Source organism: Flavobacterium sp. T12S277 (assembly GCF_048514875.1).
Classification (GTDB): Bacteria; Bacteroidota; Bacteroidia; order Flavobacteriales; family Flavobacteriaceae; genus Flavobacterium.
The window spans coordinates 70716-91164 of record NZ_JBLYEG010000010.1 but is presented as its reverse complement, the minus strand read 5'-3'; the positions used below and the strand labels follow the sequence as shown (position 1 = coordinate 91164).

Annotated in this window: 14 protein-coding genes; 5 read left to right on the top strand and 9 right to left on the bottom strand. The window is 35.4% G+C overall.

Annotation, left to right across the window (positions count from 1 at the left end; all coding sequences use genetic code 11):
• Positions 1–9: 9 nt before the first annotated feature.
• Positions 10–639, top strand: a complete 630-nt coding sequence (rsmG, locus tag ACN1CN_RS14960) for a 16S rRNA (guanine(527)-N(7))-methyltransferase RsmG (protein WP_264522807.1) — start codon at positions 10–12, stop codon at positions 637–639.
• 88 nt (positions 640–727) lie between these two features.
• On the opposite strand, the gene ACN1CN_RS14955 is transcribed toward rsmG, so the two are convergent.
• The gene (locus ACN1CN_RS14955) at positions 728–1459 is read right to left on the bottom strand and encodes a hypothetical protein (protein ID WP_291285956.1); all 732 of its coding nucleotides are present in this window, start codon (positions 1457–1459) and stop codon (positions 728–730) included.
• Positions 1460–1946: 487 nt separating this feature from the next.
• Here ACN1CN_RS14955 and ACN1CN_RS14950 point away from each other — a divergent pair, with 487 nt between their 5' ends.
• The 3 genes from ACN1CN_RS14950 to ACN1CN_RS14940 all read left to right on the top strand — a co-directional run bounded on the left by ACN1CN_RS14950 (position 1947) and on the right by ACN1CN_RS14940 (position 5660).
• Positions 1947–3002 (top strand): sensor histidine kinase, encoded by a 1056-nt coding sequence (locus ACN1CN_RS14950; RefSeq protein ID WP_419136216.1) that lies wholly within the window; start codon positions 1947–1949, stop codon positions 3000–3002.
• Positions 2999–3718: a LytR/AlgR family response regulator transcription factor gene (locus ACN1CN_RS14945; protein WP_419136215.1), complete on the top strand. Its 720-nt coding sequence runs from the start codon at positions 2999–3001 to the stop codon at positions 3716–3718. The genes ACN1CN_RS14950 and ACN1CN_RS14945 overlap by 4 nt, the downstream gene beginning before the upstream one ends.
• Before the next feature lie 199 nt (positions 3719–3917).
• Positions 3918–5660, top strand: coding sequence for a CocE/NonD family hydrolase (locus ACN1CN_RS14940; protein ID WP_419136214.1), 1743 nt, complete (start codon positions 3918–3920; stop codon positions 5658–5660).
• 96 nt (positions 5661–5756) lie between these two features.
• Here the strand turns inward: ACN1CN_RS14940 and pruA are convergent, their stop codons facing one another.
• The 5 genes from pruA to ACN1CN_RS14915 form a co-directional block, all read right to left on the bottom strand.
• The gene (gene pruA / locus ACN1CN_RS14935; protein WP_173965510.1) at positions 5757–7382 is read right to left on the bottom strand and encodes an L-glutamate gamma-semialdehyde dehydrogenase; all 1626 of its coding nucleotides are present in this window, start codon (positions 7380–7382) and stop codon (positions 5757–5759) included.
• Between the two features lie 275 nt (positions 7383–7657).
• A complete protein-coding gene (locus tag ACN1CN_RS14930) occupies positions 7658–7966 on the bottom strand; it encodes a hypothetical protein (protein ID WP_419136213.1) in 309 nt (102 codons plus the stop codon).
• Positions 7967–8015: 49 nt separating this feature from the next.
• Positions 8016–9683 (bottom strand): hydantoinase B/oxoprolinase family protein, encoded by a 1668-nt coding sequence (locus ACN1CN_RS14925; protein WP_419136212.1) that lies wholly within the window; start codon positions 9681–9683, stop codon positions 8016–8018.
• A complete protein-coding gene (locus ACN1CN_RS14920) occupies positions 9680–11746 on the bottom strand; it encodes a hydantoinase/oxoprolinase family protein (protein ID WP_419136211.1) in 2067 nt (688 codons plus the stop codon). Before ACN1CN_RS14920 ends, ACN1CN_RS14925 begins: the two co-directional genes overlap by 4 nt.
• A gap of 43 nt (positions 11747–11789) precedes the next feature.
• Positions 11790–14189: a TonB-dependent receptor gene (locus ACN1CN_RS14915; protein WP_419136210.1), complete on the bottom strand. Its 2400-nt coding sequence runs from the start codon at positions 14187–14189 to the stop codon at positions 11790–11792.
• A gap of 157 nt (positions 14190–14346) precedes the next feature.
• On the opposite strand from ACN1CN_RS14915, the gene ACN1CN_RS14910 reads away from it, so the two are divergent.
• Entirely contained in the window at positions 14347–15654 is a 1308-nt protein-coding gene (locus ACN1CN_RS14910; RefSeq protein ID WP_419136209.1) for a hypothetical protein, read from the top strand.
• On the opposite strand, the gene apaG is transcribed toward ACN1CN_RS14910, so the two are convergent.
• The 3 genes from apaG to ACN1CN_RS14895 all read right to left on the bottom strand — a co-directional run bounded on the left by apaG (position 15651) and on the right by ACN1CN_RS14895 (position 20366).
• Positions 15651–16037 carry a Co2+/Mg2+ efflux protein ApaG gene (apaG, locus tag ACN1CN_RS14905; RefSeq protein ID WP_008467225.1) on the bottom strand — a complete coding sequence of 129 codons (387 nt, stop codon included), beginning with the start codon at positions 16035–16037 and terminating at the stop codon, positions 15651–15653. The two genes, ACN1CN_RS14910 and apaG, sit on opposite strands and share 4 nt — an antisense overlap.
• Positions 16038–16116: 79 nt before the next feature.
• A complete protein-coding gene (locus tag ACN1CN_RS14900) occupies positions 16117–17379 on the bottom strand; it encodes a DUF5103 domain-containing protein (protein WP_291287980.1) in 1263 nt (420 codons plus the stop codon).
• An 83-nt stretch (positions 17380–17462) separates the two neighbouring features.
• Positions 17463–20366: a DEAD/DEAH box helicase gene (locus ACN1CN_RS14895; protein ID WP_419136208.1), complete on the bottom strand. Its 2904-nt coding sequence runs from the start codon at positions 20364–20366 to the stop codon at positions 17463–17465.
• Positions 20367–20449 lie beyond the last annotated feature (83 nt).

Sequence of the window (20449 nt, the reverse complement as noted above, 5' to 3'; positions counted from 1 at the left end):
ATTAGAGCAATGGATGAGATATTGAAATATTTTCCAGATTTGACCGATCTTCAAATCGAACAATTTCAAAAATTAGACTTTTTATACCACGACTGGAATGAAAAAATCAATGTGATTTCAAGAAAAGACATTGATGCCTTATATACAAAACACATTTTGCATTCGCTTGGAATTGCAAAAATTATGAAGTTTGAACCGGGAGCGACTGTTCTGGATGTTGGTACTGGTGGCGGATTTCCAGGGATTCCATTAGCCATTCTTTTTCCTGAAACCCGTTTTTATCTGATTGATGTTATTGCCAAAAAAATTAAGGTGGTGCAGGGAGTGGTAGATGCATTAGAATTAAAAAATGTGAAAGCAGAACAAAAACGTGCAGAGCTGGTAAAAGGCGACTTTGATTTTATTGTGAGTCGTGCGGTAACGAACATGCCTGATTTTGTTTCGTGGATAAAAGATAAAATAAAGAAACAGCATAAGCATACCTTGAAAAACGGAATTCTGTATTTAAAAGGTGGAGATCTGACCGAAGAACTGGCTTCTTTTCCTAAAGCCACTTTGTATGATTTGTCAACGATTTTTGAAGATGAATTTTTCGAAACCAAAAAAGTAGTACACCTGCCTTTGAAGTTTACGGTTTAAAAGCTTAACTGCTGAAAAAAATAACCCAATAAGGACTGCCTGTTTTAGCGTCATTATTGGGTTTTGTGTTTAAATCCGTGTGTCATGATTAAGAAACTTTTCTGGACAAATGCAAAAACGGATTGGTTTTATGGTTTACGTTTTGCATGTATTTATGAAAGGCTTTTTCTGATGCGGCAATGGTATACTGAAACTTAGGGTTAAAGAAAAAATCACGGCATATTAAAGGTTCATTATTAGAATCGTATACTTTTTCGTCGGTTTCATCCAGATTTTCATCTTTGTAAGGGCAAGGGTACAGATGGTTTAATTGTATAATGATCGTATTGAACCATTTGTCAAAGTTTTTCTTCTTTGGCGTGATATGACGGGCCAGTAATACAAGTCCCAGAATTTCATTTTGCAAAAAGTATGATCCTTTCCTGTACCTTACATCAATCATTCTTACGGCCATGTGGGCAGCCCACAAAGGTCCATCTATAGGGCCTGAAGCCGGTATGTCAAAATTAGTATCAAATAATAATGGATCTGTTAATTCCGGATTTTTGATCGAATACCAGAGTGCTTCAATTCGTTTTTCCGTATCGTTGATACTGGTTCTGTTCCCTACAAAACGCCAGTGTATCCATTCCAGTAATGCGGCACTAAGCCCTACCGTTGCTTTATGATTAATACTTGACAATATTTTTTCGAGATCCTTATTTTCTTCTAAAGGATCCAGGAATTTTTCCATTTTCTTTTTGTTCCAGGTAAAATCAATAGGATGCCCGATGTGTTTTGAATTTAAAATAATCTGCGGTGCGTTTTTTAAGCTTTTCATAAGTCAATTTGGTTTGTTGGTTGATTTACTTTTTTTTGACGCTTAGGTCGGGTAATAATTGGTTATGAAGTTTGTTTTTTAGTTAAAATTTAGGTCGTTGTATGCGCAATTATAGAGCAAATTTATGTTGAGTTTTTCTTTTTTTATGTAACAGGAAGACATATAACTATCACGATAAGACAAAGTTTTTATCTTTAATAAATCCGAATAAAATTGAAAGAAAAAACTTAATTTTTAATAAATCGTCAATGTTTTTTTGTAGGTTAATACTTTTGAAAATGAATTGATATTGTTTTTACTACAAGTTGGAAAAAATAGAAAAGAGTTGAGGTTCCTCTAAAAAATGACTTTTTGATGTTTCAGAGGGCATAATTTAGGAACGAACGTCATTCGTCCTCAGTTATCTTTCGCTGGTGTACTTTTATTTGCTCAATCTCTGTTAGAGGGATATCTTTACTACAGCATAATCACTTTTGGCTTGAGAATAATGGCAAAATTATCGACATATTGGAAAATTCAGCTCACAGGGTGGACCGCAACATCTTTGTATTGGGGAGTTTCGGCCTTCCTTGGAAGTACTTTTATGTGGACAATTGGTATAGCCGATTTTGTACTGGATGTCTGTATCGGTATTGTATTGACACATTTTTATCGAAATTTTGCTTTAAAAAAGGGTTGGAATAAATTAAGTCTCAAAAAGCTGATTCCTAAAATCATAGGGAGTGTTTTGGTACTTTCTTTATTGTATATGTTTTTGATTGTGGGAAAACTGTATCTGGTGCGGTTGTTTGTTTTAAAAAGCACCTCCATTTCGTTTATTTCGTTTTTACAATCAACACAGCTGCAGGTTTTTATTACGGGTACCAGATTGATGTCTATTTGGGTGCTGGCGTATCACCTTTATCATTATTCAAGACTTGAGATAGAAACCGTAAAAGAAAATGCACGACTGTCTGTTATCGTAAAAGAAGCACAGCTAAGTAATCTGAGCGCACAGCTTAATCCGCATTTCTTTTTTAACTCATTAAATAGTATTAAGTTTTTGGTGTTAGAAGATCCGCATTCGGCGAGACGGGCCATTGATCTTTTGTCTGAGCTGTTGCGAAATTCTTTAAACAATAATATTGGACAACTGGTACACTTAGCTGACGAAATTAATCTGGTGAGGGATTATCTGGAATTGGAAAAAATACGATTTGAAGAACGTTTGCAAGTAAAAATTGAAGTCGCTACAGCTTTATCAGATCATTTGGTTTTACCTTTAAGTATTCAGACTCTGGTTGAAAATGCGATTAAACATGGAATTGAAAAAAGAAAAAACGGAGGCTTTGTTGCTGTAAAAATAGAGCAGGAGAGTGATCTTGTAAAAATTAGCGTTCAAAATTCGGGGAAACTTAATAAAGAAATTAAGGATTCTTCCGGTATCGGATTGAATAATTTGAGGGAGAGATTGCTGTTGCAGTACAAAGGAAAAGCTTCTTTTGAAATTAAAGAAATGCAGGACGAAACAGTTTTGGCAACTATTTTACTACCATCAACATGAAAAAGATAAAAGTTATTATAGTAGACGACGAACGTTTGTCGAGAGAAGAACTCAAAAGGGCCTTACAGTCCTACGACGATTTTGTACTTATAGGAGAGGCCGGAAATGCTGATGAAGCAAAGAGTTTGATTGAGGAAAAAATGCCCGATCTGATTTTTTTAGACATTCAGATGCCTGAGAAATCCGGGTTCGATTTGTTAGAGTCACTCGATAGTGCGCCGGCAGTATTATTTACAACAGCTTACAACGAATATGCCGTGCAGGCTTTTGAAGTAAATGCTTTAGATTATCTCATGAAACCCATCAGGGAAGAACGTTTTGCAAAAGCAATCGATAAAATAAGAAACGCTTTATCCGGAAAGCCTTCTTTAAGCGATGCTGCAGCAAAAGACCGAAAAATTTTCATCAAGGATGGTGAGAAAAGATTCTTTATTCAATTGGACGAAATTTACCTGATCGAGTCGCTTGAAAATTATACCCGACTTTTTTTTCAGGACAAAAAAGCGCTTCAAAGACGCTCTCTTCGTCAATGGGAAGAAATGCTGGATGAAAATGTTTTTTTTAGAATAAACCGAACTGAAATTATAAACACCAATCACATTCAGGAAGTTAACCGAACCGCTGAGGGCAGACTGGAAGTGAAATTAAAAACGGGTGAACGATTAGAAGTTTCAAACCGTCAGGCCGTGAAATTTAAAAATCTCAATGGGATTTAATTAAAAAAGAAAAACTCATTCTTTTTAAATCGCTATAGCAAAAGGAGAGGTTACATAAAGGAAGCCGTTTTTAGAGGTACTAAAAACAGCAGGACGCAGTGTGTTGTATTTGGAATAAAATTCCGGAAAAATAAACCCCAGATTGGATACCACTGCTTCTTTTAAAATTTAAACAGAACTATTTAAAACGAACAACGCAATGAAATTAATTCTTAAATTGGTGTTTTTTACTTTTTCAATAATCAACACCTATGCGCAGCAGACAAGCGTGACAAGATCAAAGGATCTGGAAAGCGCTTATGACATTCAGGACAGTGTGATGATTAAAACCAGAGACGGGGCTTTGCTATCGGCGATGGTGGTACGAAAAAAAGGAGTTTCTGCTCCGCAGCCCGTGATCTATCAACATACCATTTATGTCAGAGAGAAAGGAAGAGATCTTGCCTCCTTAAAAACAGCAGCAGACCATAATTATGTGGGTGTTATGGCTTATTCGCGTGGGAAACGATTCAGTCCGGATACCATATCGCCGTATGAAAACGAGACGACAGATACCTATGATGTTATCGATTGGATCAGTAAACAAAAATGGTGTAATGGAAGTGTAGGGATGTATGGCGGCAGTTACAATGGTTTTACACAATGGGCAGCCTGTAAAAAAATGCATCCGGCACTTAAAACGATCGTGCCCTCTGCCGCCAGCCGGCCGGGAATGGGATTGCCTATGGAAAATAATGTTTTTATAAACCCCAATTACGAATGGGCTTTTTATGTAGGGAATAATAAATACCTGGATACGGTGGCAGGAAACGACAGGCAGCGTTTTAGAAGAATGACTTTTAGATGGTGGGAGACAGGGGCTGCTTATAGAAAAATGGACAGTATTGATGGTGTTCCTAATAAGTTTTTCCAGAAATGGCTGGCGCATCCTTCCTTTGATGCCTACTGGCAGAAAATGGCGCCGTACGGGAAAGATTTTGCACACATCAATATCCCTGTTTTAATTTTTGACGGGTATTATAATGATTCCCAGAATTCAAGTTTGTATTTTGCAAGAGAGCTTCAAAAGTACAATCCAAAAACACCGGTTTACGTCGTGATTGGGCCATACGGCCATTTTGGTTCCCAGACCGGAGGAGAAACTATTGTGAATGACTACAAAGTCGATTCGACAGCGATAATCAATGTGAGGAAAATAACCTATGAGTGGTTTGATTACATTCTGAAAAACGGGGCAAAACCGCAAATGCTGAAAGACAAAATAAACTATGAAGTAATGGGAGCCAATGAATGGCGAAGCGCTCCTTCTTTGGATAAAATGGCCAATGGTTTTATTAAATTGTATTTGACGGATCATAAGTCGGGTGACTTTTACGCGTTAGAAGATAGTAAGCCTGCGCAAAGCAAATACCTGTATCAGGAAGTTGATTTTGCCGACAGAAATACGCAAAACAATGATTACTACCCGAGCCCGGTTATCCGTAAAGAAATTGAGACCAGTAATGGGTTTACTTTTATTAGTGCACCTTTGAAAGAGCCAATGCTGGTTAACGGGTCATTTTTAGCCGAGATAAAAGCGAGTATCAATAAAAAAGATATGGATTTTGGTGTCACTTTGTATGAGGTTATGCCAAACGGGGAATATTTTCATTTGTCTTATTTCATAGCACGTGCGAGTTATGTAAAAGACAGTACAAAAAGGAATTTATTGAAGCCTGGCCAAATCGAAATCATGCCTTTTTCAAATACACATTTGGTGAGTAAACAATTGAGTAAAGGAAGCCGATTATTGGTTTCGATCAATGTGAATAAAAACTCCTATGCACAATTGAATTATGGAACAGGAAAAGAGGTCAGTGATGAAACAATTAAAGATGCGAAGGAACCCTTAAAAGTAAAATGGTACACGGATAGTTTTATACAGGTTCCAACCTGGAAATAAAATATCCCGTAAAAACAAAAGCCGAATCTTAATGAAAAGATTCGGCTTTTTTATAGGGACAAGTTTCTAACTTGAAACCTGAAACTTTGAAACAAATTAACCTAAGAATGGGTATCTGTAATCTTCCGGAGTTACAAACGTTTCTTTGATTGTTCTTGGAGATGCCCAACGCAACAAGTTCAATGCAGAACCTGCTTTATCGTTAGTTCCTGAAGCTCTTGCTCCACCAAACGGCTGCATTCCTACAACGGCTCCTGTTGGTTTGTCGTTGATGTAGAAGTTACCTGCAGCATTTTGCAATTTCACTGTAGCTACTTCAATAGCGTAACGATCCTGGCTAAATACTGCTCCGGTTAAAGCATATTCAGAAGTAGTATCCACTAATTCTAAAGTCTCTTCCCATTTAGCATCTTCGTAAACATAAATCGTGATTACCGGTCCGAACAATTCGGTTTCCATGGTAGTATATTTTGGGTTTGTTGTTACAATAACGGTCGGCTCAATAAAGTATCCAACTGATTTATCGTAATTTCCTCCAACGATGATTTCAGCATCAGCGTCTTTTTTAGCCTGGTCGATGTAACTTGCTAATTTATCGAAAGAACCTTCGTGAATAACTGCTGTGATGAAGTTTCCAAAATCTTCCGGAGAACCTATTTTGAAAGATTTCACATCCGCAATTAATTGCTCTTTTACAGCTGGCCATAAACTTTGCGGGATATAAGCTCTTGAAGCTGCAGAACATTTTTGCCCTTGAAATTCAAATGCACCACGAACAATTCCTGTAGTCACTTGTTTTACGTTAGCGCTTGGGTGTGCAATGATAAAATCTTTACCACCAGTTTCTCCAACGATTCTTGGGTAGGTTTTGTAGTGGTGAATGTTAGCACCAATTTTAGCCCAGATATCTTTAAATACGTGAGTTGATCCTGTAAAGTGAACTCCAGCAAAATCACGGCTTGCCAATACAGTATCAGTAATCATTAAAGCATCACCAAAAACAACATTGATAACACCATCAGGAACACCTGCTTCTTTGAAAATATCGATGATGATTTTTGCAGAGAAAACCTGACTGTCGCTTGGTTTCCAAACTACAACGTTACCCATCATAGCAGCACTTGCAGGAAGATTTGCAGCAATAGCAGTAAAGTTGAAAGGAGTAATGGCGTAAACAAAACCTTCAAGAGGTCTGTATTCTAAACGATTCCAGGTTGTAGAATCTGATTTTGGCTGATCTCCGTAAATCTGAGTCATAAATTCTACGTTGTAACGTAAAAAGTCAATTAACTCACAAGCAGCATCAATTTCTGCCTGGTGAATATTTTTAGACTGACCAATCATTGTTGCAGCATTAATGCGGGCTCTGTAAGGTCCTGCAATAAGTTCAGCAGCTTTTAAGAAAATAGCAGCACGTTGTTCCCATGCCATATTTGCCCATGCTTTTCTTGATTCAAGAGCGTTGGCAATTGCTTTTTCGATATGTTGTTTTTCAGCTAAGTGATACGTTCCTACGATATGTTTGTGATCGTGAGGAGCTGAAATTGTTCTTGTATTTCCAGTTCTGATTTCTTCGCTTCCGATGTATAACGGCACGTCGATTTTAGAGTTCCACAAAGTAGTGTAAGCTGCCTGTACTGCTGCTTTTTCTGGTGAATTAGGTGCGTATCCTTTTACCGGCTCGTTTACCGCTTTTGGTACGTGAAAGAATCCTTTTAGCATGTTATTTAAAATTAGATAATTAGACAATTTAAGGGTTAGATGATTTGATTGTTACGAATAATCTAAAGCCGTACAAAAGTACAAAGGATAAATTAATAATTTGATAATTTTGTGATTAAGATAACGATAAAATAGTGTGTTTTTGAAGAAATTAAGAGGGTATCCGTTGGAAACGGCAATCAAAAATTGAAATAAGATGCTTTTTTCTATAGGGTGCAACCTCCTTTACCGGAACAGAAGTGAAATACTTTAGAATGTTAAGTTGTCGTATAAGTTTAGACAAATAAGAAAAACAATATCTCAGAATCTTCAAGAGTTTCGGTTTCTCTGATTTCTTCTTTATTGATGTAGATTAAATCTCCTGCGTTCATTTCTACTTTTTCTCCACTTTGTGTATAAACGAGTAATTTTCCTGAGATTAATAAAGAAAACTCATGTGAATCTAAGGTTTTAAACGGAAGAATTTCTCCTTTTTTCAGAAACACAGATCCACAAGATGCACGAACATTACTTTCGCTTTTCTCAAAAATGTATTTCATATAATACTCTCCGGTTTTTGGGAAAGTTAGATTTTTTATTTCCATAATCAATTATTTTTAGTCCAATCTGATTTTTAGTGGATCGGCGCTGTTTTTACTTGTAATTATAATGTTCTGATGCTTGCTCTTTGGTAATGTATTCGTTTTTTAAATCTTTTTCGATTTTTTGAATGGGTCTGTTTTCAGGATTACCATATCCTCCGCCGGTTGCAGTGACCAATTTTACTTTGTCTCCTTTATTGAGTTTTACGTTGGTTACAATATTGTAATCTTCTATCGTACCGTCTGTTCTAATTACTGTAAAATAATTATAACTTCCTTCTTTTCCTCCATTTAGCCCCCAGGGTGGAATCGAATATCCTAAAAAAGCACCGGTTAAAAACGCTTCATCGGATAAAACTCTAAAAGTAAGATACTGTCCGTTTCCTCCTTGAAATTCGCCATAACCGCCACCTTCGTTATGAAAAGTATATTCTTCAACCATAATACCATACTTGCGTTCTCTGGTTTCTGCCGGAATATTATAAGATTCTCCGTGGGCATAAGAAAACTGACCTTTGTTGCCATCATTAAAAGCACTCGCTCCCCATCCGCCTGACAACGATTCGGCTTGTACATAAAATTCATTGGTTACAGGGTGAAAACCTGAAATGTAGGTGACACATACCGATCTGAAATGTCCCGCAGGTAGTTTGTCAGGTACTATAGGACCTAATGTTTTTAGAAGTAAATCAATGGCAGCCAGAAATATCTCATAATAAACAGAAGTTGCGGCAGGGGCACTTGCGCTCACCATTGTATTATCCGGACAGATTAGTTTTACATGGGAAAATGAACCATTGTTTGCCGGTAGAGTAGGTGTAGTAATAGATTTGAATGCTGCCCTGACAGCGGTTTCCAAACCTGTTCGGGATAAATTTAAAGGACCTTTTAATTGTTCGTGAGAGCCGGTAAAGTCACAAATCATACTAGTGTCTGTAATTTCTATTTTTAATTTTAAAGGAAAAGGACCATTCCCGAAACCATCATTTTCTATCCAACCCGTATTTTTGTAAATGCCATTCGGAATTTTTTGTAACTCCAGCAAACTTATTCTTTCACCATACTCCATAAATTCAACAGCGGCTTTTTCGTAAGCTTCCAAACCATATTTTTCGATAAGTTTGATAATATTGTCTCCTCCAACATTATTGGCGGCAATACAGGAATAAAGATCACTCAAAGTACTTTTTGGAAGTCTGACATTTACTTCCAACATTTTGATCAAACTTTCATTTAGGACCCCCTGATCTTTTATTTTTACAAAAGGAAAATGTAATCCTTCCTGATAAATCTCGGTAGAAACAGTAGAAACAGATCCTGGGTTTGTACCTCCAATATCAGTCCAATGAGATTTGTTTATGGTAAAGGCGACTCTTTTTCCCTGATAAAAAATAGGCGTAATGATAGCAATGTCAGATAAATGAGTTCCACCACCAACATAGGGAGTATTAGCGATGATAACATCTCCTTCTTTTAGGGGGGCGTCTTTATATTGTTTTAATGTTTCTTCAACAACAAGGCTCATGGCAGCAAGAAAAGTAATAACCCCGTTTCCCTGAGCCAAAAGTTTTCCATCACCATCTGTAATGCCAACAGCATAATCTAAAGCCTCATATATAATTGGGCTCATACTTGTTCTTTGAATAGTTTCAAACATAGATTCGCCAATAGCTATTAATGAATCCTGAATGATATCGGAAGTGAATTTATCTAAGCTCATTTTTTATTTTTTTTACAGATAATAATATTTGCGTAATCATCAACACTACATTCACAATTGGGAGGAATTACAGTTGAAGTTGAGTTTTCAACAATAATTGCGGGGCCCTGAATAACCATATTTGGACTTAGTTTTTCCCGGTCGTAAAAATGACTTAAGAAGATACCTTGCTGGTCAAAATCTACATTTTCTATTGTGATTAATGCATCTTCAACAGAGGTGTTTTTTGCTTCAACTTTTCCAATGAGAGGTTTGTTTACTTTTACTTCCGCAACTAAATGATAATTTACAATTTCGATAATAGTATCCTCAAGTTTAAAAGTGTATCTTTTTTGATGTAAGAGATGAAAATCATCTTGGATTTCTTTAAGGTTTAGCTTTTTTACATCATTTAGTTTTAGTTTAACAGAATGCTCCTGACCATTATACCTTAAGTCTAAATAATATTCAAAATGAATGACTTCTTTTTCGTAGTTATCTTTTTCGTAAGCATGGATAGACTCCTTTTCCATTTCGTCAAAAACCTTTTGAAGCGAGTTCAGGTTGTTTTGTTTTAAATCTAAAACATCTGTACGAATGTAATCTCTTCTCAGGTCAGACATCAACATGCCAAATGCTGAAAACACACCTGCATTTAGGGGGATAATTACTTCTGGTATTTGTAATTCTTCAGCTAAGTAAGCACCATGCATAGGGCCTCCGCCTCCAATAACAACCAAAGAAAAGTCTCTGGGGTCGTATCCTTTATTGACCGAAACACTTTTTAAAGCATTAACCATATTAGAATTTGCAATGCGAATAATACCTCTTGCAACTTCTACAGTAGACATCTCCAATTCTTTTCGAAGTGGTGCTGCTGCTTTTTCTATATTGTCAAAATCGGGTTTTAATTCACCACCAAGAAAATAGTCTTTGTGAATTCTGTTGCAAATTACATTGGCATCTGTTGTAGTTAGCGAAGTTCCTCCTTTTCCATAAGAAGAAGGTCCCGGGCTTGCACCAGCACTATGAGGGCCAACCCGCATTTTTCCACCGGAATCTATCCAGGCAATACTACCGCCTCCATTTCCTATTTCGACAATATCGATAACAGGGGTTAAGATGGGAAATCCGGCTTGTGTTTTTGTTTTTTCGATATTATAAGTCGTTACAATTTTTGGTACTCCATTTTCAATCAAAGAACATTTTGCAGTTGTGCCACCAATGTCTAAAATAATTAAGTTTTGTTTGTTTATAGTTCTGCCCAGTACAACTCCACCAAGCATGCCGCTTGCGGGACCCGATTCGATAAGTGTTATAGGGTTTGCTTTTACATCATCAACCGTTGTTATGCCGCCGTTGGATTGCATGATATACAAGTTATGATGGTACCCCTGTTTTTGAAGGTGATGGGCTAGATTATTTAAATATTTTGTGGCGATAGGTTTAACATAAGCAGATAACACAGTTGTGCTGGTTCTCTCATATTCGCGCCACTCTCTTGTTACTTCGTGTGATGCAATAACCTGAATCTGCGGGTATTTTTGTTTTATAATTTCGCACAGTTTTTTTTCATGAATAGGGTTTTTGTAGGCATGTAATAAGCAAATGGCTATCGATTCGACACCTTCATCAATAAAATAATGCAGTAAATCATCGATGTTGTCTGTGTTTAGAGGAGTTACAATTTCGCCTAAATAATTAATGCGTTCTTGTATTTCCTGACGCAGGTAACGTTCTACAAAAGGAGCTTCTTTTTTGAAATTGAAGTTGTATAAATCGGGTCTTGTTCCTCTGCCTATTTCTAAAACGTCTCTAAATCCTTGTGTTGTAATTAAGGCCGTTTTAGAACCTTTTCGTTCTGTAATTGCATTAATTACAACGGTTGTACCATGAGCAAAAAATTCGATTGTACTTAAATCTAGCTCGATTTTTTTTATAGCATTTAGAATTCCTTTTTCAAACTCCCCAGGAGTTGTACTTGCTTTTGATACTTTTACATTGGTAACTTCTTTGTTCTTTTTGTCATAGTCAAAGAAAACTAAATCGGTAAAAGTTCCTCCTATGTCTGTTGCAACTCTCATATGATGTTGTATTGGGTTTTTATAAAATGATTTTTGGTTCTGATTAGAATTTATACGATAAATCTAAGCCCACAGTAGCTGGAGTACTTGGAAATCTTAAATTGTTAAAGCCAAACTCGGCCGTAGGAAAAAATTCGGTATTGTATTTTGTGTTAAAAATATTATTTGCCCAAAGGGTTAATCCAAAATTGCTGAGGTTTAAATTTACTCTGGCGTTGACAAGGGTAAAAGGTTCCTGTTTGTATTGTTCAAGAGAATCCCAGAATTGTTCCCCTCTATGATCTGCATTTACATAAAACCCTAAAGTTGATTTTTCGCTCAATGCAAAATTCGCATTACCACCAACCTGAATAGTGCTTTTTATAGTATATGGAGATGTGTTTCCGCTAATGTCAATTGTTTTATAAGTAGCATAATCAAAAGCCGCAGCATTCGTTAATTGGTTGTAACTTCCTTTTTCAATTTTACCATTATTAAAGCCTAAACTTGTAAAAAAGTCCAGGTTATTAGTCGCTTTAAATTTTATTTCAGATTCAAATCCGGATATTTTTACTTTGTCCAGATTGTAAATACCCAGTACAGAAGGGGTAAGGGGAATAAAGGTATATTGCTGCTGATTTTTGAAATTGATTTGATAAAAAGCATTATTAAAAATGATTCGGTTATTCAAAAAGCTGGTTTTAAGACCAATTTCGTAATTATTTGTAAATTCAGGTTTGTACTCTTTTTCAAATTTTATCGTTTTGGCCGAGTTAAATCCGCCACTTCTGTATCCTTTTCCATAATTTACATAGCCTAAAACAGTTTCAGAAAATTGATAAGCTAAGGAAAGTTTAGGCTGCCAAACGGTGATGTCGTTTTTGGAAACTGTATTAGAGATATGTGCTTTGTTTTCGAGCTGATCATTGTCAACACGTACTCCGGCTGATGCTGTTAATTTTGAAGTTATTTTATAATCACCAAAAACAAATGCTGCAAATGTTTTGATCGTATTATCATCGTTGTTACCCACCAAAGGTTTGGTGTCGTACTTGGCATTTGCTGCAGAAGCGTCTGTAAAACCGCCTTCGTAAAACGTTTTATTCAAAAAAGTCGAAGTGTTTAAGTAGCGTTTACTGTTCTGAAATAAGGTTCCAACGGTATAATTAAATTTAGAGTCTTTAGAATCTTTAGAAGTAAGTCTGAATTCCTGACTAAAAGTATCAGAATCAGAATCCTGTGATACCTTGCTGAAGGCATATTGAGAATAGTCATTTTCTCCAATATAATATCTTCTGGTAGCGTTAAAGGAAGTCACCGATTGAAATTTTACTTTACTTAAATTTCCTTCAATTTTTAAACTGCTTAAAGAGTTAGATAATTTTGAGTCTCCCATAACATCACTAAAAGGTTCGTGGGAATAATCGTTGTCTGCGAGAGGAGGAATAGACGTTTTAAAGATGTCTGTTTTGGTAACATAATAATTTCCGCCAGCTTTAACTTTAAAATTGTCCTGAACAAAGGTTGCAGACCATTGCGAGTTAAACACATATTTTAGTTTTGCGCGAATATTAAATTCTTTAGAAAAGTCCACCTTTTTATTTAAAAAAGTATTGTTTATGAGTCCGTCAAATGACTTATAACCACCCAATACACTATAATAAAACTTATTTTTTACAAGTGGCCCTGAAGATGAAAATCTTGCGCCATACAAACCCCCATTTCCTGTCGAGAGTGTAATTTTGTTCTTGTATTTATTTGTAGGGTCTTTAGTTGTGATGTTAATAGCTCCTGCAATGGCGTTTTTTCCGTATAAAGTTCCTTGCGGACCTTTTACAAATTCCAGTAATTCTAAATCATATAATGACATATTCATAGCACTTGCATCGGGTAATGTCATTCCGTCGATCACAACGGCAACAGGAGATTCTCCATTTCGTATTTGTGAAATCCCCCTTACGGTAAGAAAGTTAACTCCGGGTTGTTGTGCCTGATTAAAAGTTACATTCGAAATTTGAGAGGTAAAGGTTTGGATATTATTAATTCCATTGGCTTCAATAGTTTGTGCATTTACGGCAACCGTCGTTTCCGGCAAACTTTGTATCGATTGCAGTCTTACTCTGGCTCTACTGGCCAAAGAGCCAAATCCTTTAATCGTAACTTCCTTCAGTTCATTTTCGTTTTGTTCTAAAGTGATGTTTACTATAGAACCTTCAATAGAAACTACTTTGCTCTTGAACCCTGCTGAAGAGATTTCCAATTCTTTTGAGCTTTCGTCTAGTTGTAAAGTATAGAAACCTTCAAAATCTGTAAGGGTTCCATTTTCAGGATTTGATTTCTCAATTACAGAAGCGCCCGAAATGGGGGAACCTAAATCATCGGTTATGCGGCCTCCGATGTTTTTTTTCTGTTGGCTCAAAACTATTTGACCACAACATAAAATGATTAATAATAAAAATTTCATTTGAATAGTTGGTTAGGTTAGTAATCGTTTTTTTGCTAAAAGTATCGGTATTCCTCTTAGAAAATAATTATTCCTGTTTATTTTAGATTACTTTTTTTTAATTGGAATTAAACTGGAATATTGTATTTTTGGTTTATTAATGTAATTGTCAATAAAAATGAGTGTTAGAGGTATTAATTTGTCGAATGATTTTTTGTTAAGTCTTCATAAGGAAATATTAATTTCGTTTTCAGCATATTATGAAATCGAAATAAAGACACTTACTGTTTTTCAACTTTATGGTTTTGGAAAATACAATGAGGAAATGCCAAATCTTAAAAAGTTTATAATAGAGAAAACGGGAAACTGGATTAATGGAAAGTATCTTTATAATAAAATAAAAGATATTGAAAAAGGACATGGTAAAGACATTACATTAGGACGGGAATATCTTTCGTTACTGATAGTTGCTGCAGGATATAAAAGTTATGAAGACTATTTAAAAAACTCTCCGCATATAAGTAATGAATTAAGACAATTAGAAGAAATTAATTATAACAGTATCGCTGTCAAAGACGAAACTTTATATTATGTAGGATATTATGTAGAAGATAAGCAATACTATATAAAATCGAAGTTTACGATTTATAAAATGAAAACAGCCTCATGGGAGATTCTGTATTGGGAGAAAGAATTTGAGCCTTCTTTTTATAATTATTATGGTAAATGTGTTTCAACTGGAGAAAATGCGCTGTCTTTTTATTTTAATAAAGAAAATTCAAATTTGAATAAAGAGTGTTTCGTAAATCTGTTTTATGGAAATAATATGATGACAAAACCAGTTTTGCTGGGAGCTTATTGCGGATTTGCGAGACATAACAATCCTGTAGTTGGAAAAATAATTTTTGAATTGGTTGAAAATCTGGAATCGCAAAATGAAAAAGTAAGAAGCAAAGAAATTAATCCGGATTTCTATTACTATCTTCATTCTCAAAGAATGGAAGTAGAGGGTATTTTACCGCAAAAAATGTCAGATTTGTCTGTTTCTTTAAGTCGGGCAAAAATCGTTAAATTTTTGATTGGAGATTATCTGGGCTTTTTTATGGATCAGAATAATTATCTTATTTCGATTTCTTTTCAGATTTTGAATAAATTAGGAGAGATCAAACTTAAAATAAATAACAAAAATTTTAAAGGAATTGGAAGAATCAGTAATGCAGAGAATCATCTAATAGCCGAATTTGTTGAAAAAAACAACTCGTATTCTCAATTCTCCATTCAGATAAAACCTTTAGAAAAAGATTTGTTTTTAGGAAATATGCTCGTGTATATAGGAGCTGACACTTTAAACGGGAAAGTTTTACTTTGGAAAGAAAATAGTAGTTTAAAAGAATTTATGGCCCACAATAAAGACTTTTATTTAAATACACAAAGTTTGGATGTTTCGATAACCAAAAAACTTAAAAAGTATTTTATTCTAAATTAGTTTAAGGCAAAAGGAGCGCACATTCTGAAAGTAGGAACAATAACTTTGAATGTTTTTGTAGTAGTAAAATTGATCATATTAAAATGACCTTTCATGGCACCATAAGGAGATGATAACAAACAGCCTGAACTATAGGTGTGATTTTCTCCCGGTTTTAAAACTGGTTTTTTGCCAATTACACCCTCTCCGTCAACCACTTCAAGGTCGTTTAAAGAGTCAAAAATTTCCCAGTGACGAGAAGTCAGCTGAACGGAATCTTTGCTGTGATTTTCGATTGTAACGACATAGCTAAAAGCAAAGTGAATCTTGTAGTTCTTGAAGTAAGTACCTTCAAAACTAGTCAAAACAGATATTTTTATGCCTCTTGTTATCTGAGAAACCATACTAAAGTAGTATATATGTGTGCGTTATAGTTGCAAATCTACGAAAAAAAATCTTTCCGCCTAAATCCTTAACAATGTTTTAATTTATGATGTTGACCGAGCTGGCATTTCCTTTGCCAATAACTCTTTGATAGCGATCGTTACTTTCTCTGTAGTAAACCAGTATGGTGTATTCATTTTCAGTCTGATAAAAGTTTCCGTCGATCGCATTTTCATAATCAATCACCCCTTTTTTATCGGCAACCGTATATTGAAAAGCGGTAAAACCCTGCTTGATCACAATTGCTTTTTCAAAAATACCTTTCTCTGAATTGTAATCCATTTTAAATTCCGGAACTAAACTGTAATTGTTGAACATTCCGCTGATATAAATGTCTTTGTTTGAAGATCTGAAAGTAGGGGCAGACAGACTGAAATATACCCAGGCATAGTCCGCTTCAATTTCATTGTTCGAAGCATTGATGTTCTTCACCACAAAGTTTCCGTTTACATCCTGATTGTTGGTGTAAATTTGATTGGCTCTTGCCAGATTCGTGAACAAATAAGAATTATAAATATCGTTGCTGGTTCCTACTTTTGCGACATTGGTACTTGCTGCACGGATGTCCTTGTTTTCAAAATACAGGAACTCATTTCCACCCCAAAACTGTGTTTCCTGGTCGTATTTGTATACCATTTGATTCCCGATGGTGTACTGTGGAGGGATATTTTTGATCGCCGTATTAAAGTTTCCATTCTGTAACAACAGGACTTTTATATTTTGCAGAGGTGTCTGAAAAACAATATCGTTAGACGATATCGAAAAATCCAGATTTTGTTTGTAGTCAATATTCGCGAGATTTCGGCTTCGTTTTACCTGAGCTGCCACTGTAGCGCGATTTTCGTATAAAATAAATTTTCTGGACAGCACCACTTCCTTATCCTCGTTTAAAATTCGGAGCATATAATTGCCCGAAATTCGAAACTGGGTGGTAAACTGATTGGGAAAAGGAAGTCGGTAATGCGAATAGATCTGAAGTGTGTTAAACGAATTCGAATAATCGGTGATGCGCTGATTGTCGAAGCCGCTGATATAGTCATTTTTTGGAATCTCGGTGGGTTTCCAGTTGTAATCGCAGTGTATCACTTCAAAATAATAATTGGCTTCATTGCCAAACAAATCATCAAATTGAAATTGAAACGTATCGCCTAATTCGAAAATCGGAACCACATTGCCGCCGTTCTGAACAAACGAAACGGTTTTAATATTGTAAGGAGGGCTTACTTCGGTTTGTACTTCCTGAGCTGTCGCTGAAGCAAAAAATAAAAATATAAAGAGATTCTTAAACAATTTTTTCGGCATCTTATTAGGTTGTAAGATTGTAAATATAACAATTTTATAGAACGTAATAAGATGCTATTTTAGAGGTTTTGAAAACAAATGGATCAGGAACCCAGAAGATATTCCAGATTGGCTTCGATTTCGTTGCTGATATGGCTTTCTTCCAAAAGGGAATCCGACAGTAGTTTTTTGTTTTCCTGTAGTTTGATTATTTTTTCTTCTACGGTATTTTTTGAAATAAACCGAACCACATTCACCTTGTTCAACTGCCCGATACGATGCGCTCTTCCCACCCCTTGTTTTTCAGCAAAAGGATTCCACCACGGATCTAAAAACAGCACATAGGAAGCTTTGGTGATATTCAGTCCTACACCTCCTGCCTTGAGCGAAATAAAGAACAACAACGGATTTTCTTTTTCCTGAAACAATTTAACCTGCTGCTCTCTTTTTTGCGAAGGCGTTTCACCGGTAATTTCACAAAAATCTATTTTGTTTTCCTTGCACCAACTTGTGTAAAAATTCAAATTGGTTACAAAGGAGCTAAAAATGATCACTTTTTGTTTCCCTTTCACTAAGTTTTTCAGGTAATTGGTTACGGCAATATATTTTCCGGAATCCACTTCTGAATCCTGATCGACCATTTTGGGATGGTTGCTCAGCTGTCTTAACTTCATCAAAGTATTGATAATGCTAATCTTGTCGGGACTTGAACCGTCTGTTTTGAGTAAAAAATTACGTGCTTTTGATTTCTCTTTTTCATATAATTTTTCCTGCTCAGCATCCATGTTGCAGTAATAAATTTGCTCTGTCAATTCAGGTAAATCTTTTAAAACCTGCTCTTTGGTTCTTCTCAAAATATAAGGCTGGATGAGGTTTTTTAACTCCGCCAAACTATTTTCGTCCTGTTTTTTCTCGATCGGAGTTTTGAAATTCTCTGCAAAAAAAGCATAAGTACCCAGAATATCAGGATTGATAAACTGCATTTGCGACCAGAGATCGTCTAAGGAGTTTTCGATAGGTGTACCGCTTAAGGCAATTTTATGCGCTGTATTTATTTTGTTAATGGCCTTGAAAATCTTAGAATCTCTGTTTTTGATGTATTGGCTTTCGTCCAAAATCAAATAACGGAAGTTGTGTTTTTCTAAAATTGAAATATCACGGTGAAGGATGCTGTAACTCGTAAAAACCAAATCGGTTGTTTCCAGTCGGTTCGAGAGCAATTTTCTGTCGTTGCCAATGTATTGCATTTTCGAAAAATGAGGTGTGAATTTTGCGGCCTCATTGTACCAGTTAAAAACCAGCGAAGAAGGCAGTACAATCAAAGCTTTCAAGGGAGTTCTTTCAATAACAGTTTCATTTTGAAACAAATCAAAATTTGTGGTTTTGGTCGTAAAACCTAACTGTTCCTGTACAGCAACCAGTACAGCTAAAGTCTGTAATGTTTTTCCAAGCCCCATGTCATCCGCAAGACAGGCGCCCAGGTTTGAATTGAAATGGCCCAGAAGCCATTTTATTCCGTCAATCTGATAAGGTCTTAAAGTGGCTTTTAATAAATCAGAAGATTGATATTCGGCCTTAGCAATTACCTCGCTTTCAATTTCCGGAATGGTGTCTAAAGCGGTAAAATTACTTTTACGCAAAAGTACATTTCCGTTTTCTGTTCGGGCTAATTTTGCCAGTGAACCATATTTACTAAGCCATTCTAAAGGAATCAGAAAGTAGTTTCCGTCAGGCAGTAAAAAGAGTCTTTCCTTGCTTTTTATATTTGGAATGATTTCGCTAAAGTTGATGGTATAATCCCCAATAGAAATGATGATTTTAATATCAAACCAATCTTCTTTTGTTTCTTCTTTTGAAGTCGTAACCGTATGATTTTTTGTAATGATCTCTTTGCTTTCCAGTTTCAAATTATGGATTATAAACCCTGAATTTTCTAACTCTTCTTTGCGATCAATAACAAATTGGATATTAGAATAAGGATCATGTATTTCAGTATCTGAATTCAATCCGAATAATTCGTTTTTGATTTTTATTAAACCAATTTCCAGTAATTTATTTGTATATAAAACTTCATCAGTACTTCGTTTAAACTGAATTATTTTGGGCTCATTCGGAATGCTGAAATCGACAAATGAATGTGTTTTTTTAGTTTTACTGGCGTCAAATAAATAACCGTTATACTCAAAATAAAGGTTGAGGTAATAACAGTTTTTAAAGAAATCATAAACAGGCTGAATCGTGCACGAAATAATTTTGTCACGACTTTCAATTTCAAAACCAGTCGCTTCAATATCGATTTTTTTGGCTATTTCAGGAATGAAATTCTTAAAATAATTGTCCACTAATTTTGAAGGTATTTCGATTGATTTTTTCTTTAAAAAAGGGGAAAGTTTTTTAGCATTAAGTTCTTTCAAACGCCCTAATTTTTTATCGATAATCAACCAGCCCGGTTCGTCCAAAAGAATATCCGCATTTTTATCCATTGGTAGAAATGTGGTTTCGTCTTCTTTTAAAGATAAAGTATAAGTAATGCCTTCGGCGTGTTTGTCAAATTGAATTTGAGGTTCAAACTCTAACGGATTTGTGTCGACTCTCCAACGATAAAAATCCTTTTCGGCACTCATATTAGCAGAGAATGGAAATTGTTCTTTTACAATTAGATGGTAAAAGGATTCTAAGTTAAATTTTAAATGCTGACGAATGGCAAATTCAATTTTGGAATCTTTTTGTAAATCAGCAATTGTTTTAGCCGATTTGATTTTGGCGCTGAATTTCCTGAAAATAAAATCAGGCTTTAAAGAGTCACAAGCCGTCAGTATTTTTTTTGTATTGGAATCTAAATTTTCAAAAAGAACTCCAAAACTTTCAAGTACATCTGCACTCGCTTTTTTTTCTAGATATTTAATATCATCGGTATTCTCAATGATATAGGCTGTTGGGATATATACATTCAGGTTTTTTTCAAAACTGATGTCAAAGCAAAACTGAAATGATTTTGTAGGTTCCAAGATTTAGGGATTTGGTTGGCTTATAATTTAGAGATTGGGCAAAAAAATAAAGAGTTTTCAAAATATCAATAATTTGAAAACTC